Raw genomic sequence first — 26,041 nt, 5'->3', positions numbered from 1 at the left:
TCATGTCCTTTCTTCCCCGTCTAATCGGCGCTTGCGCCTTTGCGTTCGCTGTGACCGCTCAGGCGCAGTCGGCATATCCCAACCAACCCATCAAAGTCATAGTTCCATTCCCACCAGGTGGTGGCACGGATGCTGTGACCCGCATGGTGCTAGACAAGATTCGGATCGGCACAAACTGGACGTTGATCGTTGAGAACAAAGCCGGTGCCGGTGGCAACATCGGCATGGACGCCGTAGCAAAAGCGGTGCCGGACGGGTATACGTTGGGCATAGGGCAAACAGCCAACTTGGCAATCAATCCTTCGCTGTACGCCAAGATGCCTTACGACGCGAGCAAGGCATTCACACCCATCGCCACGGTGGCGGGCCAAGCTGTGCTACTGGTGGTCAAGGGTGACTCACCCTATAAAACACTCAAGGACTTGGTCAGCACGGCCAAAACCAGACCCGATTCGCTCACCATGGCGTCTGCCGGCAACGGCACCGTAGGCCATCTTACAGGCGAGGTCTTTGCCAAAAAGGCCGGAATCGTCACGCGACACATTCCCTACAAGGGGGCGGGCCCCGCCGCTAACGATTTGCTGGGCGGCCAGGTGGACTACTACTTCGCCACACCGCAGACCGTAATCTCGTTCATCAAGGGCGGCAAGCTGCGGGCGTTGGCCGTCAGTTCAAGCAAGCGCATGCCAGCACTACCCGACGTTCCCACTGTGGCCGAGAGCGGCTATGCAGGATTCGACACCAATGACTGGAAGATGCTGGTGGCACCGGCTGGAACGCCACCCGCCATCGTGTCGCGATTGCAAGCCGAGGTAGCGAAGGCGTTAGCGCGTACCGACACCATGGCCACGTTGCTGGCAGAAGGCAGCACCCCCTTGGGTGGCTCGTCTCAGGAGGCTGCCTCCCTTCTGAAAACCGAACAACAGCGCTGGAGCACAGTCGTGCGCACCGGCAACATCAAGCTCGATTAAGCCATTTTTTGGAGACCGGCCATGAACTTCACCCGCTTTCTTTCGACCACCGCTGCTGTAGTCTGCACTCTTGCCATCGCTCAAACTGTCTTCGCGCAGAATTACCCTGTGCGCCCCATCACCATCGTCGTTCCATATTCAGTCGGTGGCACCACTGACATCGTGGCGCGCCTAGCCGCCAACCAGGTTGGCAATGGCCTGGGTCAGCCTTTCGTCGTGGACAACAAGGTCGGCGGGGGCGGTCTTATCGGTTGGGGAACAGTGGCACGCGCAGCCCCGGACGGCTACACACTCCTCACCACAGAAATGTCCTTCACCATCGCTCCTGGGCTCTTGCCAAAGATGCCCTTTGATGCACAGAAAGGTTTCTCGCACATCATCACTGCTGCGTCTGCACCACACGTCTTGGTCGTTACTCCTAACCTGCCAGCCAAGACGGTGCAGGAATTCATCGCATTGGCCAAAGCAAAGCCAGGCAGCATGAACTACGGCTCGGGCGGGAATGGTACCAACACCCACCTGGGCGGCGAGCTGTTCAAGAGCGCAGCGGGTGTTGACCTGATGCATGTCCCCTACAAGGGAGCCGGAGCAGTGCTGACGGACTTGATGGCAGGTCAAGTGCAGGCGCTGGTCACATCGCTTCCAACCGCATTGCCGCACATCAAATCCGGCAAGCTGCGGGCGTTGGTTGTAACCAGCGATCACCGTTCGCCGCTACTACCCGACGTCCCCTCGGCCAAAGAAGCCAATCTGCCCAGCTTCGTGATGGACTTCTGGGTTGGCTTTGCCGCGCCTGCAGGCACTCCCCAACCAGTCATCGACAAGCTGAACCATGCCTTCATGTCATCCCTGAATTCCGAAGACGGCAAGCGACGACTCGCTGAACAAGGCTTGACCCCCGTTGCCAACACACCTGCGAAGGCATCGCAGCAAGCTACAGCTGAAATGAAACGCTGGGCCGCTGTCGTCAAGGCGGGGAACATCAAGCCCGAATAAGGAGTTGCCATGTCCATCAAACCTCTACGCGGCATCCGTGTGCTGGATCTGACCAACGTGTTGGCCGGGCCGTTCGCTTGCCACCAACTGGCTCACATGGGCGCTGATGTCATCAAGGTGGAGGCGTGCAACACTGGTGATCTGGCGCGGCAATTGGGTGCAGACCAAGAACTGAACCAAGCCATGATGGGTGTGTCATTCCTGGCACAAAACCCTGGCAAGCGTTCGATCACACTAAACCTAAAGCACCCTAAAGGCAAGGAGGCCTTGCGTCGCCTCGTGCGCACCGCCGATGTGCTGGTCGAAAATTATCGGCCCGGGGTGATGCAGCGTTTGGGCGTGGGCTACGAGGATTTGCTGAAGGAGAACTCCACGCTCATCTACTGCGCAATCTCTGGCTTCGGCCAAGATGGGCCCTTGCGCGACCTCCCGGCCTACGACCAGATCATCCAAGGCATGTCTGGCGTTATGAGCATCACAGGCGCCCCGGAGAATGCTCCATATCGTGTGGGCTATCCAGTCGCAGACACCATCGGTGGTATTACGGCTGCTTTCGCAGTCGCGGCAGCCCTCGCTAACCGTCACCGTACTGGAGGTGTCTTCATCGATGTGTCTATGCTTGAAGCTGCAATGGCCACGATGGGCTGGGCTGTGTCCAACCACCTGATCGCTGGCCGCGAACCCAAGCCGCTGGGCAATGACAACGTTACGGCCAGTCCGTCCGGCACTTTTCGTACAGGGAAGGGCCTGCTGAACATCGCAGCGAACAAGCAGGAACAGTTTGAGGCGGTATGCGACGTTCTGGGCCATCCAGAGTGGAAAACCGATCCACGCTTCATCGAGCGGCAAGGCCGCCTGCAGCACCGTGCCGAACTCAAGGCCTTGATTGAGGACGGGCTTGCCGCGAAATCAGCCGACGACTGGTGGTTGCTTCTGAACGAGGTCGGCGTGCCAGCAGGGCCGGTATACACGGTACCGCAGGCGCTGGAGCACCCGCAGATCGCTAAACGTGGCATGGTCGGAACATTTGAGAGCGTACCGGGCGTAGGTCGGGATATTCGGGTAGTTCGCACGGGATTCAAGCTCAACGGCGAGACCCCTACGGTCGATACCCCCCCACCCCAGCTCGGTGAGCACACCGCAGCGATCCTGGCCGAACTTGGCTATTCGGATCGTGAGATTGAGGAACACTTTCAGGAGAAGGTCGTATGACCATCGAAGACCCACGTGTGCCCGACTGGTGGCGCACTTCCATCATCGAAATGAAGCCCGGCATGATCCGCTACAGCGGCTATGCCATCGAGGATCTGATCGGCCGCACTAGCTTCGCGCAAATGATCTGGCTCATGACACGCGGAGAACTGCCCAGTGAAGGCCAAGGCCGACTGCTGGATGCTGCGCTTATGTCTGCCGTGGATCACGGCCCCCAAGCACCAAGCATCGCAATTGCGCGCATGGCAGCTACATGCGGCGTGGGCCTGAACAACGCCATGGCCTCGGCGGTAAACGTGCTCGGTGACGTTCACGGTGGTGCAGGGGAGCAGGCCGTCAGCATGTACCTCGACATTGCCACCCGACAAGACGCAGGGGCGTTGCTGACCGATGCTGTGCGTGCAGGGCTGGATGCAGCCATCGCTGAACACGGCAAGTTTGTGTCTGGCTTTGGACATCGCTTCCACCCGGTAGACCCGCGCGCAGCGCCGCTTCTAGCACTGGTCGATGCTGCTGCGCGCGATGGCATCGTCAGCGGGCGCTTCGCCACCATCGCCCGCGGCGTCGAGGACGAACTCGCGGCACGTAAAGGCGGCCGACGCATTCCTATGAACATAGACGGCGCGACGGCCGTGATCTATGCAGAGCTGGGATTCCTTGCACCACTAGCGCGCGGCCTGTTCTGCCTTTCCCGCTCGGTTGGGATTTTGTCGCATGCTTGGGAACAGACGGGCCAAGGCGGGCGGAACAAGGGGCCAATCCCACGCGAGTATTTGTGGACTTATGACGGTCCTGCCGCACGGGACGTACCCAAGAAAAATTGATTACCAACTCGACATCGGAAACAAAAATGCGGTGTTCGATCGTCCGTCGCGGGCTTGTTCTAGCAAGCCTCGCTGTAGTGACAAACAACTCGTTTGGCCAGGCCGTTACTTGACCAGTCAAGACGGTTGTCGTCCACATCGGCAGGTGTTGGTAGCTCAGCATGGCAAGTCTGGAGTAGCTACCGCCAGCGAAGTTGGGTGGAGACCAAGATGCACTGCATCAAGCGACTGGGTAAGCGTGTGATGTCACGCACCTTCGAGCACCCAGCCAACGAGTTGCACATCTGGACAACGATATTGAACAGATTCACTGAGCTGGGTCGTCCTCAGACAATGGCTGTGGCTGTGGCTGTGGCTGTGGCAATGCATCTCAAACTTGATTTACGCAACAACGCCTGACTACTACCGGCGGCTTGGCGGTCTCCCAAGACAAGTTGTGTAAACGTATCGTCACCTAGTACCACTGCCACGATGGGCCATTGGCACCTTCTCACCTTGCGTAAACTCCAGCATCCCAGCGGCAACCACCTGCTGTGCCGTTTTATCGATTGGTTTGTCATTCCCTATACGGGAGAAGGATGCGCATGACAGTGAACATTGTCATTTTGGACGACTATCAGGACGCTGTCCGCAAGCTGCAATGCGTTTCCTATCTCAACGCTTACACCATCAAGGTTTACACCAATACGGTCAAGGGATTAGGGCAGTTGTCTGTGCGTCTTAAAGATGCCGACATCATCGTCCTGATTCACGATCGTACGCAAATCACCCGCCAGTTGATCGACAAGTTGCCCCGGTTGCGCATGATTGCTCAGGTGGGGCGAGTAGGTAGCCATGTGGATGTGCTGGCTTGTACCGAGCAGGGTGTGGCCGTGGCCGAGGGGGTGAGCTTTCCCGTTGTCACCGCCGAACTCACTTGGGCGCTGTTGATGGCGGCCATGCGGCGGTTGCCACAGTATGTTTCCAATCTGAAGCACGGTGCCTGGCAACAGTCGGGTCTGAAGGCTGGCTCCATGCCTGCCAATTTTGGGTTGGGAGCTGTACTGCGCGGCAAAACGCTGGGCATCTGGGGTTATGGTCAGGTGGGCCAGTTGGTTGCTGGGTATGGTCGGGCTTTTGGTATGCAGGTCTGTATCTGGGGGCGTGACACTTCACTGGCACGGGCGCAGCAGGATGGTTTTGCCGTGGCAAGCAACCGTAAGGCATTTTTTGCCGAATGTGATGTGGTCTCGTTGCACCTACCGCTTTGTGCAGAGACCCAAGCAAGTATTACTTTAGAAGACCTCTCCTGCATGAAGCCTACGGCTTTGTTGGTCAATACATCACGCGCCGAACTGATTGCGCCCGACGCTTTGATTGCCGCACTCAACCGTGGGCGCCCTGGTATGGCGGCCATTGACGTGTTTGAGAGCGAACCCATTCTGCAAGGCCATGCCTTGCTGCGGTTAGAAAACTGTGTCTGCACGCCCCACATTGGTTATGTGGAACAAGACAGCTATGAACAGTCTTTTGGTGCAGCCTTTCACAATGTGCTGCACTACATCAAAGGCACACCCACCAATATCGTCAATCCAGGGGCGTTACAGATGCGCCGTTGACCGGCTCTTGGCGGCCTGGGGTGCGGGCATTGATCCACTCTTGGGCGACGGCCTCGCCCACCGTCTGTCGTACCAAACTACGGACTTCGGTACGCAGTTTGGGCAAGATCAAGGCGGCCTGTTCTTGCACAATATGGTTGATGGCTTCATGCAAGCGGTGTTCTAACGTGCTTTCCACCCGTTGCAGGAGGCGTTGGACTAGGCGGGCTTCCTGCTCTGCTGACAGGGTGCCGGGCAGTGCGGGCGGCACTGGTGTGGCAGGGTGCAATGGCGTGGGTGATGTGATCTGCGAGGCCAATGCCGCATCAATGCTATCGGCCAGTGTGGGGATATCGAGCATCCAGGGCGGAGGGCTGGCTGGAGGCAAGTCTGTGGCGGTAGCCACAGGAGGTGTTGCCACTGGTGCAGACGCGAGAGGTGGTTTGTCACGAGGGATCGGCACCACTTCGGTCAGGGTAGGAATAAAACGGGGTGGTGCCTTGGGGTGTCGGCTCATCTAAAAATCACCTTGGATTGCGACCTTCTGGGGCCAGATCGTGGCGCACGATGGCATAGCCTTGGCTGCTGTAGTCGCGCCAGCGGGCGCGGGCGTGTTGGCGGTCGGTATCGTCCCCCATGCTGACGACCTCGATCAGACGCTCGAACTGTTCAAAACCGGCGGGCACTGTCGTGCCCAAATTCAGCAGCACCTGGTGGTGTCGTGCTTGGCGTGGGTCGGGCAGCAACAGCACCGGCGAAGCGTCGAGCAGCTCTTCACTGGCCTCGGCACCGCAATGGGCAATGAACTCCTCAGGTGCCCACTGCCATAGCATGGGATCGAGCTCCGCCAGAATATCGGGGGGGGCTGTAATCACCAGCCGTTGTTCATGACGCAGTGCCTTGCGGGCCACTCGGCAGGCGTAGGCCAGTTTGTCGGGGGCATTGAAATGAAAGGCAATCTGCGTCATCGTCGTTTGCAGGTTCAAGCAGCGCGGGGTGTGCTGGCCTTGGCGCGCGAGGGGCGTGCGGGCTTGGCAGGTGCTGCTGCCTTGGGGGTGCTGGTTTGCTGCAATAGGTATTGAACCAACAGACCTACCGGGCGGCCTGTAGCGCCCTTGGCGGCGCCACCCTTCCAAGCGGTGCCAGCAATGTCCAGATGTGCCCACGGGGTACTGCCTACAAATTTTTGCAGAAACTTGGCTGCGGTAATGGAGCCACCGGGGCGCCCTGCCACATTGGCCATATCGGCAAAATTGGACTTCAGCCCTTCGGCGTAATCATCGTCCAATGGCAAGCGCCAGCACAGATCTTGTGCAGCCTCGCCAGCAGTTTGCAAAGACTGGGCCAGCGCATCATTGGTGGCAAACAAGCCACTGCGTACGCTGCCCAGGGCAATGACACAGGCACCTGTGAGCGTGGCAATATCGATGATGGCAGTCGGCTTGAAGCGGGCCGCATAAGTGAGGGCATCGCACAAAATCAGTCGGCCCTCGGCATCGGTGTTGAGGATTTCGATGGTCTGGCCGCTCATGCTCGTGACCACATCACCGGGTTTGACGGCTCGGGCATCGGGCAGGTTCTCACAGGCAGGAATCAGCCCCACCACATTGATCTCGGGTTGCAGTTCACCCAGCGCCTGAAACACGCCCAACACGCTGGCAGCACCGCACATGTCAAACTTCATCTCATCCATTTCGGCGCCGGGCTTGAGCGAGATGCCGCCACTGTCAAAGGTAATGCCCTTACCTACCAGTACGATGGGGGCTTGGGACTTGGCAGCGCCGTTGTAGCGCAGTTCAATAAAGCGCAATTCTTCATGTGTGCCTTGGGCCACCGCCATAAAGGCGCCCATGCCCAGTTTGTTCACCTCGGCTGGCCCCATGATCTTGCATTGGATGTTGGGTTGTTTGGCCAGCTCTTTGGCTGCGTTAGCCAGCATTGTGGGGGTAGCGTGGTTGCCGGGGCGGTTGCCCCATTCGCGGGCCAGTTCTACGCCCGTGGCTATGGCTACACTCTGGTGAAAGGCCTCGGCCACTGAGGCGGGGTTGGCCACACCAATGAGCACCCGTTGCAGGCTGCGGGCTTCGGCTTTGGGCTTGGTCGCAGTGTAAACATAGCTGGCTTGCGACACCGCTGCCACGGCAGCCGCCACTGCGCTGGCCTCCACGGGGCCAGCAAAGCAGACCACAGCGCGTTTGGGGGCGCCAGTGCTGAGTGTGCCTGCCAGTGCTTGTACGCCTTGGCGCACACTGGCTGCTAGGCCGTCACCTATGCCTGCCAGCACCACCCGGCGGGCCGCCACCGTGGGCACTTGGTAACAAGGCAGAATTTTGCCTGCTTTGGTTTGCAGGTCACCCGCCTTGATGGCCCCAGCCACCAGTGTGGACAGTGCATCGCTGCCTGCGGTAAAACCATCGGGCACCAGCACGATCAGCAGATCGCATTTTTCGGTGGCGGCTGTGGACAGCGTAAGGGCTTTCAAGTCGAAGTTCATAATTCACCTTTTATTTTCAACCAATGTTATTCGATTCATCCATCCGCAAGGAGCTGGCCCGCAGCTTCGGCGCCACCTTGGTGGTGTTGGTCACGGTGGTGATGACCATGATGCTGATCCGCACTTTGGGTCAGGCGGCACGCGGCAATGTCAGTCCTTCGGATGTGATGCTGGTCATGGGTTTTACGGTGCTGGGCCAATTGCCCACTCTGTTGAGCCTGTGCCTGTTTGTTGCGATTGTTAGCACGCTGACGCGCATGTACCGCGACAGCGAAATGGTGATCTGGTTTGCCAGTGGCCGGGGATTGCTCAGTTTTCTGGGGCCGCTGTTGCGCTTTGCCTGGCCGGTGTTACTGGCTATTGCCTTGCTCGCATTACTGGTTTGGCCTTGGGCTAATCAGCAGATTGAAACCCTCAAGCTTCAGTACGAGCAACGCAGCGACATTGACCGGATTGCTCCGGGCGAGTTCCAAGAGTCGGCCAATGGCACCCGTGTGTTTTTTATTGACCGCGACAGCACGGCGGGCGATGTGGCCAGCAAGGTTTTCATTGCCGCCACGGAGGCCCGCAGCGAGGCTGTTACTTCGGCCCACAGCGCCAGGGTGGAAGTGCGCGATGGCGAGCGACTGGTCATTTTGAGCAAGGGCCAGCGGGTCGAGACCGCTGTCGATCAGCCTGGCACCAAGGTCAGTGAGTTTGCCGAATACGGCACCCGCATTGGCACTGCGGCCATTGATTCCAACAATGCCCGCCCTGTCAAGACGCGCAGCACCCCACAACTGTTGGCCCAAGGCGCTTCCACCGATTTGGCCGAGGTGGGCTGGCGTCTGGGGTTGGCCTTGGCCGCCTTCAATTTTGTGTTGCTGGCGCTGGCATTGGCCAGTGTCAATCCCCGCGCCAGCCGCAGCGGCAACCTGCTGTTGGCCTTGTTTACTTTCATTGTGTATTACAACTTGCTCACGTTGGGCCAAAGTTGGGTGGGGTCGGGCCGTATCACGCTCGTGTCTTTCCTGGGGTTGCTGCATGGCAGCACGCTGGTGTTGGCGGCGATATTGCTGGCGGTGCGCCATCACCATTGGAGTCCGCGCTATTGGTGGCGCCGTCGGAGTGCTGCATGAAAACCATCCGTCGTTTGATCCATCGCGAAGTGCTGGCAGCGGTGGGTTTTGTCACACTGGGTTTTTTGGCACTGTTCTTCTTTTTCGATCTGGTCGATGAGTTGCGCTGGGTAGGCCGCAGTCCTACTGGCGGCTACCAGTTGCCCCATGCCTTGCTGTTTGTGACGTTGGCATTGCCCAACCACCTGTATGAGCTGCTGCCTATCACGGTGTTGATTGGCACCATTTTTGTCATGGCCAGGCTGGCGCAAAGCTCAGAGTTCACCATCATGCGTACCAGTGGGCTTGGGCCTTGGCGGGCTTTGCGCACCTTACTGACACTGGGCGGCTTTTTTGTCTTGCTGACCTTTGCGGTGGGAGACTATTTGGCCCCCTTGGCCGACCGGGCTGCACAGTTGGTCAAGGCCCGCTACCAAGGTGTGTTAACGACGGGCGCAACCGGGGCTTGGCTGCGCGAAACCCAAGGAGAATACTCCTTTGTGGTGAATGTGCGTGCCATTGGCCCAGATGGCCACATGCTGGGTTTGCGGGTGTTTGGTTTTGATCACCAAGGCCGCATGGTGTCGCGCACACAGGCTGCCGGAGCACAGTTTGCTGCTGAAGGTGGCTGGATGTTGCAGCAGGCCCAGCACACAGCCTACTACGCCGCCACAGATGCAATGGCCCCTGCGCGTGTTGAGACCCTGCAATTGCCCCAATGGCATTGGCCCACGCAGATCAGTGCCGACATGGTGGCTGCTGCTGTGCTCAAACCCGATCGCATGGCTACTCTCGATCTGTTCCAGTACATCCACCACTTGGAGGCCAACGGGCAAGCAGCCCAACGCTACGAGATTGAGTTCTGGCGCAAGGTGTTTTATCCCCTGAGCTGCTTGGTGATGGTTGTGCTGGCGCTGCCTTTTGCGTACCTGCATTTCCGCTCTGGAGGCATTGCCAGCTATGTGTTTGGTGGTGTGATGGCAGGCATTAGTTTCTTTTTGCTCAACAATGTGTTTGGTTTTGTGGGCAGTTTGCAGCATTGGGCGCCTTGGGTGGCGGCTGCGGTGCCTGGGGTGTTGTATTCCTTGCTGTCATTGGCGGCTTTTGGCTGGTTGGTGCTGCGCCGTTGAAGGTGTAGTTTTCTGGATGTTCTGATGGCCCTGTCTCCCCCTCCTTCCCACGGTGTGATTTTGTTTGCCCACGGCTCGCGCGACCCCTTGTGGCGTCTTCCCATCGAGGCAGTGCGGGAGCGCATGGCTGCGACCCAGCCACAGGTGCTGGCCTGTTGTGCGTATCTGGAGTTGTGCCAGCCAGATCTGACGCAGGCTGTGCAGCATTTGTGCGATCAGGGCGTTCGTTCCATTACGGTCGTACCGATGTTTTTGGGCACAGGTAAACACGCCCGTGAAGACCTGCCCCATTTGGTCGATGCCTTGCGTGTGGCCCACCCGACGATTGATTTGACAGTGCAAGCCGCCATTGGTGAAGACCCCCGCATGACGGCGCTGATGGCCGATATTGCTGGCGCGCACCCACCCTCCCTGTAGGGTGGGTGCGGGGGGCATACGGCCACGGGGATGGTGAGTGCTTTAGATGGATAAGACATAATGAAGAAAATCTTTATGAAAAATAAAGCATGAACCTGCATCAATTCCGCTTCGTGCAAGAAGCAGCCCGCCGCAATCTCAACCTGACCGAAGCCGCCAAGGCGTTGCACACTTCGCAGCCGGGGGTCTCCAAGGCCATCATTGAGTTGGAAGAGGAGCTGGGCGTAGAAATTTTTGCCCGCCATGGCAAGCGTCTGAAGCGCATTACCGAGCCGGGCCAGCATGTGTTGCGCAGTATTGAGCTCATCATGCGCGAGGTCAGCAACCTCAAACGCATTGGTGAGCAGTTCAGCGCCCAAGACAATGGCACCCTGAGCATTGCTACTACCCACACCCAAGCGCGTTATGTGTTGCCCGTGCCGGTGGCGCGTTTGCGCGAAGCCTATCCCAAAGTCAATGTGAGCCTGCACCAAACAACGCCCGATCAAGTAGCGCGCATGGTGATTGACGAAGTAGCCGAGATTGGTATGGCGACCGAATCGCTGGCCGACTACCCCGAATTGGTCACACTGCCATGCTACGAGTGGCAGCATGTGTTGGTGTTGCCGCCGGGCCATCCGTTGGCACAAAAAGAGCGCATTGCCGTAGAAGACATTGCCCACGAGCCGCTCATTACTTACCACCCGTCCTTCACTGGGCGCGGCAAGATTGATGCCGCTTTTGCTGCGCGTCGCTTGCAACCGCGCATCGCCTTAGAAGCGATTGACTCGGACGTGATCAAAACCTATGTGCGTTTGGGGTTGGGCATTGGCATTGTGGCCGAAATGGCCATGCGTGACGACCCAGTAGGCGACTTGGTGGTGCGCCCCGTGGGCCATCTGTTTGGTCAGAGTGTGGCACGGGTGGCTTTTAAGCGGGGGGCGTATTTGCGCAACTTTGTTTATAAGTTCGCTGAACTCATCAGCGACCGATTGAGCCGCGATTTGGTGGCCCGTGCCATGACTGGGCATGTGAACGACTACGAACTCTAAGGCTGCCAGGGTGTGCCATGACTTCCACTTTTGCCGCTGACCCTACTCCTGTACTAACCAGTCGCCTGCCCCAAGTAGGCACCACCATTTTCACGGTCATGTCGGCATTGGCTGCCGAGCATGGGGCCGTTAATTTGGGGCAAGGATTTCCAGATTTTGATTGCGATCCCACCTTGCTGGAGGCTGTCGGCCAAGCGATGCGGGCTGGACACAACCAATATGCGCCGATGGCGGGGGTGCCCCTGCTACGACAGGCAGTGGCCGCCAAAATAGAGGCATTGCATGGGCGCAGCTACCACCCCGATACTGAAATCACCATCACTGCTGGGGCTACACAAGCCATTTTGACCGCTATTTTGGCCGTGGTGCATCCGGGCGATGAAGTGATCGTGCTTGATCCCTGCTACGACAGCTATGTGCCCAATATTGCCTTGGCTGGTGGTGTGGCCGTGCGCGTGCCCTTGACACCCGGTAGTTTTCGCCCTGATTTTGACCGTATCGGTGCTGCTATCACGCCACGCACGCGCGCACTCATCATCAACAGCCCACACAACCCCAGCGCCACTGTGTGGAGTCGGCAGGATATGCTACGGCTGCAAGAGTTGTTGGCCCCCACCAATGTGCTGCTCATCAGTGATGAAGTGTATGAACACATGGTGTTTGATGGTGCCGAGCATGAAAGTGCCGCCCTCTTTGCGGGGTTGGCGGCACGGGCTTTTTTGGTGTCCAGTTTTGGCAAAACCTTCCATGTCACGGGCTGGAAGGTGGGCACGGTGGCGGCCCCGGCGGCATTGATGGCTGAGTTTCGCAAGGTGCACCAGTTCAATGTGTTTAGCGTCAACACCCCGATGCAGTATGGCTTGGCCGCCTACATGAGCGACCCGGCCCCCTATCTGCAATTGCCCAGGGTTTACCAGGCTAAGCGTGATTTATTCCGTCAAGGGCTTGAAGGCTCCCGCCTGCGCCTGTTGCCCAGCACGGGCAGTTACTTTCAGTGTGTAGATATTTCTGCAGTCAGTGATTTGAACGAAGCCGATTTTTGCCAGTGGCTGGTGCGCGAAGTGGGCGTGGCGGCTATTCCGCTGTCGGCGTTTTATGGTGATGGCTTTGACCAGCGCGTGGTGCGCTTTTGCTTTGCCAAACGGGACGAAACCTTGCGGGCTGCGCTGGAGCGTTTGCGGGGATGTTTTCGTGCCAGCCGTTAAGGGATGACGGCAGGGGGAGGCTGAAAAAACTCCATGCGATTGCGCCCAGCATCTTTGGCGCGGTACATCGCTGCATCTGCCTGATCTAGCAGCTGTTCGGCGCTGGTGTCATGTCCTGAGAAAAAAGTCACACCTGCACTGGCCGTGCAGCGATGTTCAATCACCGTGGGCTGGCCTTGTGCATCCGTGTCTTGCAACTGGTAGGGTTCTGACAGAGCTTGGATCACCTTTTCTGCCACATGGCGGGCCTGTTCGGTGGCGGTAGGCCAATGGTTGCTCAGACCATTGAGCACCACCACAAATTCGTCGCCACCCAAACGGGCTGCGGTATCGCTGCCCCGAATGGTCTGGCGCAGGCGCTGCGCGACTTCTATCAGCAGCAGATCGCCTATATGGTGACCATAGCGGTCGTTCAGCGGTTTAAAGTTGTCCAAGTCCATAAACACCACCGCACTGTGCTGGCCGGTGCCTTGGTTATTTGTCATGGCCAGATCCAGCTGCTCGTGCAGCAAGCGGCGGTTGGGCAGGTGCGTGAGCGCATCATGGAAGGCCAGTGCCCGGATGCGTTCGTCCATTTGCTGCCGTTCGGTAATGTCGGAGCAGAAGTTCAGCGTGGAGGGTTGGTCACACCAATCAATGGCCACACCACTGATTTCCATCCAACGCACACCCCGGTTTTTGGTGAGCACACGGGCCGGGTATTTCAGGTCATCGGCATGGCCCTGTAGCCGTTTTTGGTGGTTTTGGTACACCAGTGGGCGGTCGTCAGGGTGGATGAAGCTCAAGATGGACTGCCCCAGCAGTTCGTCACGGCTATAGCCAAACAAATCTATAAATTTGGGATTGACAAAGCGCAACACGCCGTTTTCTAGCACGCAGATGCCTTCATTGGCCGACTCAATCAGCTTGCGGTAGCGGTGCTCACTTTCTACACGGGCCTGTTCTGACCGCTCTTGCGCCATCACCAGCATCCCCACCGACAGCAGCAGCGTGTCCAGTAGCGACAGCATAAAGCTCAGGATCACTGTCAAAGTGGAGTCGGTGATTTTTTGTGCGGAATCTAATCCGGCCAAGGTCACCACTATCCGATAGAGCATGGTCAAGGAGGTGAGTACGGCGGCAAACCCCAAGATGTATTTGCCCCGCCCCACAATCTGCTGACGCCCCTGCCACAACAGCACCGACATGTGGACAAACTGTAGCAAGGTAATGAAGGACAACAGAATCCGGCGAGCTTGGTAGGCATCCACCAGCCACCAGGTGCCCAGCCCCACGATGACCACCGGAATCGCCACCAAGCCCCGCGGAGCCTTGCGCCCCTGAAAGCGGTACAGCGCCAAAACATACAACGCCATTGCGGCATTGATGGCCATATTGCCCAAGACCACTGATAACAGCGGTGACACCTGATCGCGCCAAAAGAAGAGGGCATAACCCACGCTTTGCGCTAGCAAGCCCCAAGAGAAAACCTGTAAATCTGGTTGGCGGCGGTAGGCTACGGAAGCAATCGACAGTGCCATTGCCATCACGCCCACGAAGAGCATGACAAACATGGTGGGAATGTGCAGGCTGGTCATGGGAGCAAGGACAGTCGTGGCAGGTCGGGGCCACCATCTTATGCCTGCGGTTGCATCACAGCAGCACAATGTCGTATTGTTCTTGTCCGATGGCGTTTTCTGCTTGCAGCGAAATGGGTTTGCCGATGAAGTCGCTCAGTCCGGCCAGATGTTGGCTTTCTTCGTCCAGTAGTAGCTCCACGACCTGCGGTGCTGCGACCACGCGAAACTCGCGTGGATGGAACTGGCGGGCCTCGCGCAGAATATCGTAGGCCACGCTGCGGGCAGTTTTGATGGCTCCCCGTCCCTGGCATGAAGGACAAGGCTCGCACAGCATGTGTGCCAGCGAGTCTCGGGTGCGTTTGCGTGTCATCTCTACCAGCCCCAATTGCGAGAAGCCCCCGGCAGTGGTCTTGACCCGGTCGCGGCCTAGTTGCTTCTTAAATTCGGCCAGCACGGCATGTTGGTGGTCTTCGCGCACCATGTCAATAAAATCGACAATGATGATGCCACCCAAGTTGCGCAGGCGCAGTTGGCGGGCAATAGCACCCGCTGCCTCCAGATTGGTCTTGAAGATGGTGTCGTCAAAATTGCGCGCACCCACAAAGCCACCTGTGTTCACATCCACGGTGGTGAGGGCTTCGGTTTGGTCAATGATCAAATAGCCGCCCGACTTGAGATCCACCCGGCGGCCCAACGCCCTGGCAATCTCTTCATCAATCGAATACAGGTCAAAGATTGGGCGTTCGCCTTTGTAATGCTGTAACTTGGCCGTGGCCGCAGGCATAAATTCTTGGCCGAAGGCGCGCAGGCGCTGGAACTGCTCCATAGAGTCAAGCCGGATGGTGTGTGTGTGTTCACCAACCAAGTCGCGTAGCACACGTTGCAACAGGTCTAGGTCTTGCAGCAGCAGTGATTTGGGGGGCAACTTGAGCGAGGCTTCTTTGGTGCGCGCCCAAGTTTTGCGCAGGTAGGCAATGTCTTCGGCCAGTTCGGTGTCGCTGGCATCTTCGCCGTTGGTGCGCAGAATAAAACCGCCGCCACCGCCGGTTTCTTTGGTGCCCACCAAGGCTTGCAAACGGCTGCGCAAGGCATCGCGCTCGGCAGCGGGTATTTTTTGTGAAACGCCGACGTGGTCGTCTTGTGGCAAAAATACCAGCAAGCGTCCGGCAATGCTGATTTGGGTGGACAGGCGGGCACCCTTGGTGCCCATTGGGTCTTTAATGACCTGCACGATCAGTGACTGGCCTTCAAAAACTTGTTTTTCAATGGGCACCAGTGGTTCGCCTTTGCGGGCCAAACTGGGTGGTTCTCCATCGGGTTGGCGTTGCCAAACGTCGGCTACGTGCAAAAAGGCGGCACGTTCCAGCCCAATGTCGATAAAAGCCGATTGCATGCCGGGCAGCACCCGTACTACTTTGCCCAAGTAAACGTTGCCAACCAAGCCCCGCTCCAGCGGGCGCTCCAAGTGCAGTTCTTGCACGGCACCGTTCTCGATAATGGCAACGCGGGTTTCTTGGGGTGACCAGTTGATGAGGATGTCTTGTTGCAGGCTGGGCATGGCAGATGGGCGCCCGCAGGCGCTCGGCAAAGAGAAGGATCAGAGGGAAAATCCGGCACCACGCAGCAATTGCGCGGTTTCGAACAGTGGCAGGCCCATGATGCCTGAGTAACTGCCGCTCAGGTGTTGTACATGGGCTGCTGCTCGGCCCTGAATGCCATAGGCTCCTGCCTTGCCCAAAGGTTCACCGCTGGCCACGTAGGCAGCAATCTGTTCTGCACTCATGGCGGCAAAAGTCACGCGAGACACCGATAGAGTGCTCCAGCGCCGTACACCGTGCTGCAAAGCCACGGCGGTGAGCACGCGGTGGGTGCTGCCTGCCAGTTGTGTCAGCATGTGCGTGGCATGTGTGGCATCTTCTGGCTTACCAAAAATGGTACGGCCCCGTGCCACGGTGGTGTCGGCACACAAAATGGGGGCCGGTGGCAGTCCCCGGCGCGCATGGCGGGCCACGGCGGCATCGAGCTTCAGGGCCGTTACGCGCTGCACATAGGCCGTGGGGGATTCACCGGGCAGCACTGCCTCTAATGCCTCGGCATCTTCGGCCTCATCAGGATGGTCTGGGGAGTGGGCCAGCAGCAATTGGTGCTGAATGCCCAGTTGCTCTAGCAATTGGCTGCGGCGTGGGCTTTGCGAGGCCAAGTAAATAAAAGCAGGCATGGCAATGCTCCAGCGAAATGGCGATAAACGGGCTATTCTCGGTGGTAAGGATGCCCCGCATTGACTGACCAAGCCCGGTAGAGCTGCTCAATCAGTAGCACCCGCACCATGGCATGTGGCAACGTCAGATCAGACAAGCGAATGCGCTCATGCGCCGCTTGCCGAAAGGCTGGGTCTAGGCCATCGGGGCCACCAATCACCAGTGCCACATCATCGCCCGACAGCTGCCAGCCTTTGAGCCGTTCGGCCAAGGCCTTGGTGGTCAGGTTGGTGCCGCGTTCGTCCAACGCCACCACACGGGTGCCGCGTGGAATAGCCGCTTCGATGCGTTCGCGTTCGGCGGCATAAAGGGTTTCTAGCGTTTTGGAGCCACGCGGCTCGGTCTTGACGGCTTTGAGTTCCACCTTAAGCTCTGGCGGAAAGCGTTTGGCGTAGTCGTCGTAGGCAGTTTGTGCCCAGTCGGGCACGCGCTGGCCTACTGCAACAATCAGCAGGCGCATGGCTCAAGACTCCTTATTCCGGCTTGCTGCGGGGTGCGGCCTTGCGGGCAGGGGCTTTCTTGGCGGCGGTGGTTTTGGCCGGGGCCGCTTTTTTGTCGGCGCGGGGCTTGACTACCACGGTCTTGACTGGCTTGGGAGTAGCAGGTGCTGTAGTGGTGCTCTTGGGGGCTTTTTTGGCGGGCGCCTTGGTCACCGTGCTGGGGCTGGCTGCGTTGGCCGAGGTGCTCTTGGGAGCGGCTGTCTTGCGGGCAGCGGGCTTTTTGGCTGCCACGGGCGACTCGGCAGTGGCAGCGACACTGCGGCTGGTTTTGCGCGCGGCGGGTTTCTTGGTGGCAGGGGTGTCTTCTGGGGTGGCCGCTTGTGCTTTGGCTGCCCGGCGGGCGGCCGTTTTGGCAGGCACCTTGGCTGCGGGGGCTACTGGCTTGGCTGCACCGAGTTTGAGGCGCACGGGTTTTTCACCCCACAGCTCTTCCAATCGGTAGTATTGGCGGATGGTGGGTTGCATGATGTGAACCACGGCAGCCCCACAGTCCACAATGATCCATTCGCCATTGTCTTCGCCTTCGGTGCGGGGCTTGGTAAAGCCTGCTTCGCGCACGGCATCGCGCACGCTGGCGGCCAGTGCCTTGGTTTGGCGGTTGGAGGTGCCCGATGCCACGATCACACGCTCAAACAGTGGTGACAGATGCTCGGTGTTGAAAACCTGGATGTCCTGTGCCTTGACGTCTTCAAGGCCATCGACGATGGCGCGCTGGAGTTTGGTCACGTCTTTTTTGGCAGCGGGGGCCGAGGTGGTATTGGTGGTCATCAGGTTGTATGTTTGGAATAAAGAAAAAAATCGGGAAGGCCCAATATAGCGCGCCGCCGCAGATCAGGCCAGTGGCCCCGCGGCGGCGGTGTCAGGAAAAAGACGTGGGCAGAGTCAGGGCAGCCGCTTGGCACCAAGGGTGGCACCAAAGCGCAGCATTGGTCGGCCATGGGGCACGGTTTACAGCCAGTGACGGCGCACCAAGTAATGCTGCGTCAATTCAGCCTCGGGGGTGCCCGGTGCATCTTGGCGTTGGTAGGCCCACGATGCGTGTGGTGGCATCGACAGCAAGATGGACTCGGTGCGTCCGCCCGACTGTAGGCCAAAATGGGTACCACGGTCCCAGACGAGGTTGAATTCAACGTAGCGCCCCCGGCGGTACAACTGGAATTCGCGTTCGCGTTCACCATAGGGCAGGTGCTGGCGCTGCTCCACAATGGGTAGGTAGGCGCCTAAAAAGGCGTCACCCACGGATTGCGTCATAGCCAGACTTTGCTCAAACCCGAGTTCGGCAAAGTCATCAAAGAAGATGCCACCCACGCCGCGTTGCTCGTTGCGGTGCTTGAGGAAAAAATACTCATCACACCATTGTTTGAAGCGTGGGTATTTGTCTTCGCCAAACGGGGCCAACGCATTGTGGCAACTGCGGTGGAAATGCACCGCGTCTTCTTCAAAGGCATAGTAGGGCGTGAGATCCATGCCGCCACCAAACCAGCACACAGGGGGCTGGCCCGGTTGGCCCGCAGCAATCATGCGCACGTTCATGTGTACGGTGGGCACATAGGGGTTGCGCGGGTGAAACACCAGCGACACCCCCATCGCCTCGAAGGGGGCACCGGCCAGTTCGGGGCGGTGCTGCGTGGCCGAGGGTGGCAACTGTGGCCCGCGCACATGGCTGAAGCCGCAGCCCGCACGCTCAAACACACGGCCCCCTTCGATGATGCGGGTGATGCCATCGCCCTGCAAGCGTTCGCCTTCGGGTTTGTGCCAAGGGTCAATGACGGAGCGCACACCTTGCGGGCCTTCAATGGCCTCAAGCGCATCCATGATGCGTGCTTGTAGGCCCACCAAATAGCCGCGCACCTGTGCTACCGTGCTGTCGGGGTTGAACGTTGGGCTGATGGCTGGACTCATGGGTTTTTGATGGCGCGGTGGCCGATGTCGCGGCGGTACTGCATGCCGTCAAAGTGAATGCCACGGGCCACGTCGTAGGCCCGGTTTTGGGCCAAGCGCAGACTGTCGGCCAGCACGGTCACGCACAGCACACGGCCACCACTGGTGCGCACGACGCCCTCTTGCATGGTGGTGCCAGCATGGAACACCATGGCATCGTCGTGGTCGGCAGGCAGGCCCGTGATGGCATCGCCCTTGCGCGGGTCTTCGGGGTAGTTGTGCGCAGCCATGACCACGCCCAATGCTGGGCGGCGATCCCATTGCAGATCTACCTGGTCTAGGCGCCCATCCACGGCAGCATTGAGCAAATCCAGCATGTCGCTCTTGAGGCGCATCAGGATGGGTTGGGTTTCAGGGTCGCCCATGCGGCAGTTGAACTCCAGCGTTTTGGGACGACCTTGGGCATCAATCATCAAGCCAGCATACAGAAAGCCGGTGAATGGGATGCCATCTTTTTCCATGCCTCGGATGGTGGGCATGATGATCTCGCGCATAGCGCGGGCATGCACATCGGCAGTGACCACTGGCGCGGGCGAGTAGGCACCCATGCCGCCGGTGTTGGGGCCTTCGTCGCCGTCTTTGAGGCGCTTGTGGTCTTGGCTGGTGGCCAGAGCGGCCACATTTTTGCCATCGCACAGCACAATAAAGCTGGCTTCTTCGCCTTCGAGGAATTCCTCGATCACTACACGGGCACCACCGGCGTTGTGCGTGACGCCGTATTTGTTGTCTACGAGCATAAAGTCCACGGCATCGTGGGCTTCTTGCAGGTTCATGGCGACCACCACGCCTTTGCCAGCGGCCAAGCCATCGGCCTTGATGACGATAGGCGCACCCAATCGATCGACAAACGCATGGGCGGCGGCGGGATCGGTGAAGGTGTCGTAATCGGCGGTGGGGATGCCGTGGCGGCGCATAAATGCCTTGGAAAAGGCTTTAGAGCTTTCGAGTTGGGCTGCGGCTTTGGTGGGGCCAAAAATGCGCAGGCCATGCGCCCGGAACTCATCGACCACACCAGCGGCCAGCGGCGCTTCGGGGCCGACCACGGTCAGGCCAATTTTTTCAGCTTGCGCCCATTCACGCAGTTGCACCACATCGGTGATGGGTAGGTTTTCAAACTTGGGATTTAGGGCGGTGCCGCCGTTGCCAGGCGCGACAAAAACGCGCGTGACTTTGGGCGACTGGCTGAGTTTCCAAGCGATGGCGTGTTCGCGGCCACCGCCGCCAATGACAAGAACTTTCATAATGCAGCGTTGTGGTAGACCTCTTGGACATCGTCCAGGTCTTCAAGGATGTCGAGGAGTTTTTGCATACGGGCGGCGTCTTCGCCTTCTAGGGTGATGGTGATGTCGGGGCGCATGGTGACATCGGCCGCATCGGGCGTGAGGCCCGCCGCTTCTAGTGCGTTTTTTACAGCTTCAAACTCGGCAGGCGAGGTCAGCACCTCGATGGCGCCGTCGTCGTCGGTCACAACGTCCTCTGCCCCTGCATCCAGAGCCACTTCCATGACTTTGTCTTCGTTGGTGCCGGGGGCAAAAATGATTTGACCCACGTTTTTAAACTGAAAAGCCACCGAGCCTTCGGTGCCCATGTTGCCGCCGTATTTGCTAAAAGCATGGCGCACTTCAGCCACCGTGCGCACGCGGTTGTCGGTCATGGTGTCAACGATGATGGCCGCACCACCGATGCCGTAGCCTTCGTAGCGGATTTCTTCGTAGTTGACGCCCTCTTGGTTGCCGGTGGCTTTGTCAATGTTGTATTTGACGCGGTCGGCGGGCATATTGGCTGCCTTGGCTTTTTCTACAGCCAAGCGCAGACGCGGGTTGGCGCTCAAGTCGCCACCCCCGGCGCGGGCAGCGACGGTAATTTCACGGATGATGCGGGTCCAGATTTTTCCGCGCTTTTCGTCCTGGCGGCCCTTGCGGTGCTGAATATTCGCCCATTTGCTGTGTCCGGCCATGGGAAGTCCTTTTGCTATCCTGATTTAATCTAACCCTCCGATTCTACTTTTGCCTATCTCTTTGCTATGGCCGATCTTTTGTTGATGGCAAACAACTGTCCAATAGGAGCAGTTTGGCAGCCAGCGAAAAAACTGGAGCATGCACCATGGGCTGGTGGACGCAACGGCTGATTCATCACTATCGGCGTGGCGTGCTGGTGTGCACGTTGGTCTGGTTAGGGGCGGCTGCCGGAGTGCTGGTGGGTTGGTGGCCTGCACAGCCACAATGGGCGTTATACCTGTTTGCCACGATGGTGGTGTGGGCATTGCTGGCCTATATTGTGCGGGCAGCACGCGAACGTTTTGTGCGCGAGGCGGCTTTGCCACAGTTTCTCAAACGCAAGTTGCGTGACGCCTATCCGCATCTGGCGCAGAAAGATGCGGAGTTGGTGGAGCAGGGGCTGCGGCAGTTTTTTCTGGCTTGTTTGCACAGCCGCAAAAAGTTTGTGGCCATGCCATCGCGGGCGGTAGATGTGTTGTGGCACGAGTTCATCTTGCATACCCGTGCCTACCAAGGCTGGTGCCAGAGTGCGTTGGGGGTTTTTTTGCACCATACGCCCGCCGAGACCTTAGGACGGCGTGCCAAGCACAACGATGGGTTGCGCCGGGCTTGGTATTGGGCTTGCAGGCAAGAGGATATTGACCCGCGTGCCCCCACCCGCTTGCCACTGCTGTTTGCGCTGGATGCGCAGTTGGGTATTGCCAATGGCTTTTTCTATCTGCCCGATTGCACCGACATTGCTCGCAAAAACGAGATGGGTGGCAGTGGCGGTGCCGTCTATTGCGGTACTGACTTTATGGATGCCAGCTACGATGGGGGGGCCGATGATTTTGGTGGTGCCGAATCTTCTGATGGGGGCAGTGACGGTGGAGGCGATGGGGATGGCGGTGGTGGTTGCGGTGGTGATTGAAAGGCTTGACCAGAGTTGCCACCCGATGCTGGTGGCCATAAAACCATAGCTGAAAGAGTCGCTTGCATGGGCAATGGGGCCAATTCATTGCAGGATAATCCATCCTGCCATGTGATCTGCCCCGCCGGGGTGAACTGCCATGCAATGGAGAATTCTGCAATGCCTCTGACTGCTCCCACCCCTGATGATGTCATCCAAGCGGCTGCACGCCTGAAAGGCGTGGCACACCATACGCCAGTATTGCGTTCCAGCACTGCCGACCGCTTGTTAGGAGCACAGTTGTTCTTTAAGTGCGAAAGTTTGCAGCGCACAGGATCATTTAAATTTCGCGGCGCTTTCAATGCCTTGTCCCAACTCAATGCCGAGCAGCGTCGGCATGGGGTGCTGGCCTTCTCAGCGGGCAACCATGCCCAAGCGGTGGCCTTGGCCGCACGCCTGTTGGACATTCCGGCAGTGGTGTTTATGCCCGAAGATGCCTCTACTTCCAAAATGGCTGCCACGCGCCACTATGGTGCCCAAGTGGTGACCTACGACCGCTACACCACCGACCGCGAAGCCCTCAGCCGCCAGTTTGCCCAAGAACGTGGCATGACGTTGGTGCCACCGTCTGAGCACCAACAGGTGATTGCCGGGCAGGGCACCGCGGCTTTAGAGCTGTTGGAAGAGGTTCCAGATCTGGACTACCTATTTGTTGCCGTAGGTGGCGGCGGTCTGTTGGCAGGCAGTGTGCTCGCTGCTCAGGCCCGCGCCTCGTCCTGCATTTTGGTGGGGGTAGAGCCTGAGGCGGGCAACGATGCCCAACAATCTTTGCGTAGCGGGCAGATTGTGCAAATTGCGCCTCCGCACACCATTGCCGATGGGGCCAGAGCCGAGAGCTTGGGCAAAATCGTTTTTAGCTTGCTCCAACCCCATGTCCAAGACATCGTCACGGTCAGTGATTTACAGCTCCTGCACGCCCTGCGCTTCTTTGCTGAACGAATGAAAATCGTGGTCGAACCCACGGGTGCGTTGGCCATTGCAGGCGCCCGCCACGGTGGCTTGGATATTCAGGGCAAGCGTGTAGGCATCCTCATCAGTGGGGGCAATGTTGACATGGCCCGTTATGCTCGGTTCTTGGCCGATTAAGCAAACTGCGGCCCTAAGGCTTAGCCGCCTGAGACAGTAGGGCTGCGCCAATCCTGCAATTGTTCTACCGGCATGGGGCGGCCAAACCAGTAACCTTGGTAGAGCACACAACCGAGCTGCTCCAACATATTGCGTTGCTCTTGGGTTTCCACCCCTTCGGCCAACACCGACAGGTGCAGACTGTGCCCCATACCCACAATGGCCTTGACGATGGACAGGTCATTGGCATCGATCAACAAATCGCGCACGAATGATTGGTCAATTTTGAGCTGGTCTAAGGGCAGGCGTTTGAGGTGGTTGAGCGAAGAATACCCGGTGCCAAAATCATCCAGCGACAGCTGTACGCCCTGGCCCTTGAGGGTTTGCATTTTGGCGATAGCACCCTCCATGTCCTCTACCAGTTGGCTTTCGGTCAACTCCAGCTCAAGTCGGTTGGGGTTGGCGCCGGTCTCTTGCAAAATACCGACCACCTGCTCTACAAACCGGGGATGGTGTAATTGGTGGGCGCTGATGTTGACAGCAATTTGCAGATGCGCTGTGTCTGAATGGTTGCTCCAGCGCCTGATTTGCATACAGGCTGTGCGCAAAATCCACAGCCCCAGTGGTTCGATCAGCCCCGAGGCTTCTGCCAAACCAATAAAGCTGCCAGGGGCGACCAGCCCACGCTGCGGATGCTGCCAGCGCACCAACGCCTCTACACCAAACATGCGGTGCTGGCTGTCCACCTGGGGCTGGTAATAGAGCAAAAACTGTTCGCGGGCCAAGCCTTCGCGCAGATCGGCTTCCAGTGCAGCGCGGGCGGCCACCACCACTTCCATATCAGGCTTGAAAAAGCGCAGATTGTTGCGTCCTTGGGCTTTGGCCTGAAACAATGCCAGATCGGCATGTTTCAGAATGGCTTCTACCGAGAGCTGGCGGCTGTCGAGCACTGCAATGCCAATGCCTGCCGACGCACGGTATTCCAAGGTGCCAATAGGGTAGGGGGTCTCTGACAGGGCTTTCAGAATATGTGTGGCAGCGTATTCAATCTGGTGTTGGGTGCTGGCCACTTGGGGTTTGTGTTCGCCCATCAGCAGGGCAAATTCGTCACTGCCCAAGCGGGCCACCATGTCACCGGGGCGGGCGCAAGCGGTCAGGCGCTGGGCAACTTGTTGCAACAACTGATCTCCTGCACTGTGCCCGTGGGTGTCGTTCAGATCTTTGAAGTTGTCGAGGTTGATCAGCAGCAGCGCATGGCTGCCTTGGTGCGTATGTGGCTCATTCAACCATTGTTGCAAGCGTTCCATCAATTGCTTGCGGTTGGGCAGGTGGGTGAGGGGATCGTAAAAAGCCAATTGATGGATTTCTTCGATAAATTGCCGCTGTTCGGTGATTTCGGTTGAAATACCACACAGGGTGTATCCCTCCTGCCCTGGCAGACCCAATGGCAGCTTCACGGACAAGAACGTATGTTTTTTGGACTGCCCCAATTTGTGCCCAAATTCCTCCTTCACCAGCCGCTGGCCCGACTCCAGCACCAACTCATCAACTTCTCGAATCCGGGCTGCGGTGGCCGGATCAAAAAAGGCCTCATCGGTTTTGCCCAGAATCTGCTCTACAGACAGGCCCAAAAACTCACACAGTTTGCGGTTGGCATATTGGTAGCGCAATTGCGGGTCTTTGATAAAAACATGGGCTTCAATGCTGTTGAGAATAGTAGAGAGCTTTTCTTCACTGGCACGCAGGTTGTATGTTTGGCGGGCTACCTCGCGGCGCAACAGCAGTACGCCCGCCAAGGCCAATAGCAAAAGCGCCGCCACAGCACTCAGTCCCCACCAGAAGGCTACGGGTATGGTCGATGGTGTTTTTTGACCACTCCAGTGCTTGAGATTCTGAAAATAGAACGAATCAGGATTGGCCTGCCAAGCGGCCAAGTGGGTGTCTAGTGCGGCCAGCAGGTCGGCATTGCGGCCCTTGCGGGTGGCGTAGTAGAGCTTAGAGGGCAAAAAAATCAGGCTGGTCGGCTGTAGCCGAAACTGGTGGGCGGCTTGATCGCCAAAGTGATAATTGACGGCAGCCGCATCGGCTTCACCGGCAGCCACCTTGGAGAATGCCTGCTCAAAATTTTGCGCTGGAATCAGGTGTGTCTGCACGCCAAAGCTGGCGAGCAAGGTGCGAAGGTACTCTTCTTGCACAGACCCTGCCAGCACGGTCAGGCGCTTGCCTTGCAGATCGAGCATTGAATGCAGCACCACGCCGTCGCGCCGGTAAATCTGTGACCAACTGTGCAAAGCGGGGGTTTGGTGAAAGTCCAACGAGGTGGCCCGTTGTTCGCTGTAGGCCACATCTGGCATCAAATCAATATCACCAGACTCCAGGGCCGCCAAGCAAGCCTCCCAAGTGCAATGCACAGGCCGCAACAGCCAACCCTCTTTGCGTGCGATTTCTTGCAACAGATCACCCAAAATCCCACTGGGTTGGCTATTGGCAGCAGCCATGATCTTGGGAGGGTTGTTGTACACCCCCACATGCACTTCTTTGGGGGCTGCCCGCGCCCCAGATGCTGTCACCGCTGCCCAGGCCAGCAACAACAGCAAAGACGCCAGCAACCCGCAACCCTTGCACCAGTGCCATACAGAACGATCAGATGGAAGCGTGTTCATGATTTTTCTCTGTCATGGTGAGCAGGTGGTCATTGCAGAAATGGTGTGGCAGTGCCGAGACCATCGTCGGTACACGGTTTGAACATTTCTCGCATTTTCTTCGCAGCTTGAGCACACCGCATACCATGCACCACCCCGCATCCACCACTCCACCA

The 26,041-nt window shown here is 58.3% G+C and carries 24 protein-coding genes and 1 pseudogene; 13 read left to right on the top strand and 12 right to left on the bottom strand.

Features of this window, described 5'->3' with window-relative positions; genetic code table 11:
* Window positions 1-2: 2 nt before the first annotated feature.
* The 6 genes and pseudogenes from ACFO6X_RS09410 (at window position 3) to ACFO6X_RS09385 (ending at window position 5,601) form a co-directional block, all read left to right on the top strand.
* Window positions 3-971: a Bug family tripartite tricarboxylate transporter substrate binding protein gene (locus ACFO6X_RS09410; RefSeq protein ID WP_382432342.1), complete on the top strand. Its 969-nt coding sequence runs from the start codon at window positions 3-5 to the stop codon at window positions 969-971.
* Between the two features lie 21 nt (window positions 972-992).
* Complete coding sequence (locus ACFO6X_RS09405; protein WP_382432340.1) at window positions 993-1,967, top strand: Bug family tripartite tricarboxylate transporter substrate binding protein; 975 nt, start codon at window positions 993-995, stop codon at window positions 1,965-1,967.
* Between the two features lie 9 nt (window positions 1,968-1,976).
* On the top strand, window positions 1,977-3,179 hold the full coding sequence (locus ACFO6X_RS09400) for a CaiB/BaiF CoA transferase family protein (protein WP_382432338.1): 1,203 nt from the start codon (window positions 1,977-1,979) through the stop codon (window positions 3,177-3,179).
* The gene (locus ACFO6X_RS09395; protein WP_382432336.1) at window positions 3,176-4,003 is read left to right on the top strand and encodes a citryl-CoA lyase; all 828 of its coding nucleotides are present in this window, start codon (window positions 3,176-3,178) and stop codon (window positions 4,001-4,003) included. The genes ACFO6X_RS09400 and ACFO6X_RS09395 overlap by 4 nt, the downstream gene beginning before the upstream one ends.
* A 162-nt stretch (window positions 4,004-4,165) precedes the next feature.
* Window positions 4,166-4,402 (top strand): annotated as a pseudogene (locus ACFO6X_RS09390) (hypothetical protein); the annotation flags it as partial.
* 191 nt (window positions 4,403-4,593) lie between these two features.
* Window positions 4,594-5,601 (top strand): D-2-hydroxyacid dehydrogenase family protein, encoded by a 1,008-nt coding sequence (locus ACFO6X_RS09385; RefSeq protein WP_382432508.1) that lies wholly within the window; start codon window positions 4,594-4,596, stop codon window positions 5,599-5,601.
* On the opposite strand, the gene ACFO6X_RS09380 is transcribed toward ACFO6X_RS09385, so the two are convergent.
* Genes ACFO6X_RS09380 through ACFO6X_RS09370 form a run of 3 tightly spaced genes read right to left on the bottom strand, consistent with a single transcriptional unit; the run spans window position 5,570 to window position 8,074 of the window.
* Window positions 5,570-6,097, bottom strand: coding sequence for a hypothetical protein (locus ACFO6X_RS09380; protein ID WP_382432334.1), 528 nt, complete (start codon window positions 6,095-6,097; stop codon window positions 5,570-5,572). The genes ACFO6X_RS09385 and ACFO6X_RS09380 overlap by 32 nt on opposite strands.
* Before the next feature lie 7 nt (window positions 6,098-6,104).
* Window positions 6,105-6,548, bottom strand: a complete 444-nt coding sequence (locus tag ACFO6X_RS09375) for a DNA polymerase III subunit chi (RefSeq protein WP_382432332.1) — start codon at window positions 6,546-6,548, stop codon at window positions 6,105-6,107.
* Window positions 6,549-6,562: 14 nt separating this feature from the next.
* On the bottom strand, window positions 6,563-8,074 hold the full coding sequence (locus ACFO6X_RS09370) for a leucyl aminopeptidase (protein ID WP_382432330.1): 1,512 nt from the start codon (window positions 8,072-8,074) through the stop codon (window positions 6,563-6,565).
* A gap of 23 nt (window positions 8,075-8,097) precedes the next feature.
* Between ACFO6X_RS09370 and lptF the strand changes: the two genes are divergently transcribed.
* The 5 genes from lptF to ACFO6X_RS09345 all read left to right on the top strand — a co-directional run bounded on the left by lptF (window position 8,098) and on the right by ACFO6X_RS09345 (window position 12,954).
* The gene (lptF, locus tag ACFO6X_RS09365) at window positions 8,098-9,192 is read left to right on the top strand and encodes an LPS export ABC transporter permease LptF (protein ID WP_382432328.1); all 1,095 of its coding nucleotides are present in this window, start codon (window positions 8,098-8,100) and stop codon (window positions 9,190-9,192) included.
* Window positions 9,189-10,301, top strand: a complete 1,113-nt coding sequence (lptG, locus tag ACFO6X_RS09360; protein ID WP_382432326.1) for an LPS export ABC transporter permease LptG — start codon at window positions 9,189-9,191, stop codon at window positions 10,299-10,301. The genes lptF and lptG overlap by 4 nt, the downstream gene beginning before the upstream one ends.
* Before the next feature lie 24 nt (window positions 10,302-10,325).
* The gene (locus ACFO6X_RS09355) at window positions 10,326-10,718 is read left to right on the top strand and encodes a sirohydrochlorin chelatase (protein ID WP_382432325.1); all 393 of its coding nucleotides are present in this window, start codon (window positions 10,326-10,328) and stop codon (window positions 10,716-10,718) included.
* Window positions 10,719-10,807: 89 nt separating this feature from the next.
* Complete coding sequence (locus tag ACFO6X_RS09350) at window positions 10,808-11,749, top strand: CysB family HTH-type transcriptional regulator (RefSeq protein ID WP_382432323.1); 942 nt, start codon at window positions 10,808-10,810, stop codon at window positions 11,747-11,749.
* 17 nt (window positions 11,750-11,766) lie between these two features.
* A complete protein-coding gene (locus ACFO6X_RS09345) occupies window positions 11,767-12,954 on the top strand; it encodes a pyridoxal phosphate-dependent aminotransferase (protein WP_382432321.1) in 1,188 nt (395 codons plus the stop codon).
* On the opposite strand, the gene ACFO6X_RS09340 is transcribed toward ACFO6X_RS09345, so the two are convergent.
* The 8 genes from ACFO6X_RS09340 to ACFO6X_RS09305 form a co-directional block, all read right to left on the bottom strand.
* On the bottom strand, window positions 12,951-14,531 hold the full coding sequence (locus ACFO6X_RS09340) for a diguanylate cyclase domain-containing protein (RefSeq protein ID WP_382432319.1): 1,581 nt from the start codon (window positions 14,529-14,531) through the stop codon (window positions 12,951-12,953). The genes ACFO6X_RS09345 and ACFO6X_RS09340 overlap by 4 nt on opposite strands.
* Before the next feature lie 55 nt (window positions 14,532-14,586).
* A complete protein-coding gene (gene rng / locus ACFO6X_RS09335; protein ID WP_382432506.1) occupies window positions 14,587-16,062 on the bottom strand; it encodes a ribonuclease G in 1,476 nt (491 codons plus the stop codon).
* Between the two features lie 48 nt (window positions 16,063-16,110).
* Window positions 16,111-16,731 carry a Maf family protein gene (locus tag ACFO6X_RS09330; RefSeq protein ID WP_382432317.1) on the bottom strand — a complete coding sequence of 207 codons (621 nt, stop codon included), beginning with the start codon at window positions 16,729-16,731 and terminating at the stop codon, window positions 16,111-16,113.
* A gap of 32 nt (window positions 16,732-16,763) precedes the next feature.
* Window positions 16,764-17,231, bottom strand: a complete 468-nt coding sequence (gene rlmH, locus ACFO6X_RS09325; protein WP_091457947.1) for a 23S rRNA (pseudouridine(1915)-N(3))-methyltransferase RlmH — start codon at window positions 17,229-17,231, stop codon at window positions 16,764-16,766.
* Between the two features lie 13 nt (window positions 17,232-17,244).
* Window positions 17,245-18,039 carry a ribosome silencing factor gene (gene rsfS / locus ACFO6X_RS09320; protein WP_382432315.1) on the bottom strand — a complete coding sequence of 265 codons (795 nt, stop codon included), beginning with the start codon at window positions 18,037-18,039 and terminating at the stop codon, window positions 17,245-17,247.
* A 180-nt stretch (window positions 18,040-18,219) separates the two neighbouring features.
* Window positions 18,220-19,173 (bottom strand): oxygen-dependent coproporphyrinogen oxidase, encoded by a 954-nt coding sequence (gene hemF, locus ACFO6X_RS09315; RefSeq protein ID WP_382432313.1) that lies wholly within the window; start codon window positions 19,171-19,173, stop codon window positions 18,220-18,222.
* Window positions 19,170-20,453 (bottom strand): phosphoribosylamine--glycine ligase, encoded by a 1,284-nt coding sequence (purD, locus tag ACFO6X_RS09310; protein WP_382432311.1) that lies wholly within the window; start codon window positions 20,451-20,453, stop codon window positions 19,170-19,172. Before purD ends, hemF begins: the two co-directional genes overlap by 4 nt.
* A complete protein-coding gene (locus tag ACFO6X_RS09305) occupies window positions 20,450-21,169 on the bottom strand; it encodes a YebC/PmpR family DNA-binding transcriptional regulator (protein WP_382432309.1) in 720 nt (239 codons plus the stop codon). The genes purD and ACFO6X_RS09305 overlap by 4 nt, the downstream gene beginning before the upstream one ends.
* 146 nt (window positions 21,170-21,315) lie before the next feature.
* Here ACFO6X_RS09305 and ACFO6X_RS09300 point away from each other — a divergent pair, with 146 nt between their 5' ends.
* Together ACFO6X_RS09300 and ACFO6X_RS09295 are read left to right on the top strand one after the other, a co-directional pair.
* Window positions 21,316-22,119 carry a glycine-rich domain-containing protein gene (locus tag ACFO6X_RS09300; protein WP_382432307.1) on the top strand — a complete coding sequence of 268 codons (804 nt, stop codon included), beginning with the start codon at window positions 21,316-21,318 and terminating at the stop codon, window positions 22,117-22,119.
* 159 nt (window positions 22,120-22,278) lie between these two features.
* The gene (locus tag ACFO6X_RS09295; RefSeq protein ID WP_382432305.1) at window positions 22,279-23,244 is read left to right on the top strand and encodes a threo-3-hydroxy-L-aspartate ammonia-lyase; all 966 of its coding nucleotides are present in this window, start codon (window positions 22,279-22,281) and stop codon (window positions 23,242-23,244) included.
* Window positions 23,245-23,264: 20 nt separating this feature from the next.
* Here ACFO6X_RS09295 and ACFO6X_RS09290 read toward each other — a convergent pair whose 3' ends face one another.
* Window positions 23,265-25,886, bottom strand: a complete 2,622-nt coding sequence (locus tag ACFO6X_RS09290; RefSeq protein ID WP_382432303.1) for an EAL domain-containing protein — start codon at window positions 25,884-25,886, stop codon at window positions 23,265-23,267.
* Window positions 25,887-26,041 lie beyond the last annotated feature (155 nt).

The sequence above is a fragment of the Giesbergeria sinuosa genome, assembly GCF_042652905.1.
In the GTDB taxonomy this organism is placed as follows: domain Bacteria; phylum Pseudomonadota; class Gammaproteobacteria; order Burkholderiales; family Burkholderiaceae_C; genus Simplicispira; species Simplicispira sinuosa.
Note: the sequence above shows the minus strand (reverse complement) of the source record. Positions and strands in the feature narration are given on the sequence as shown.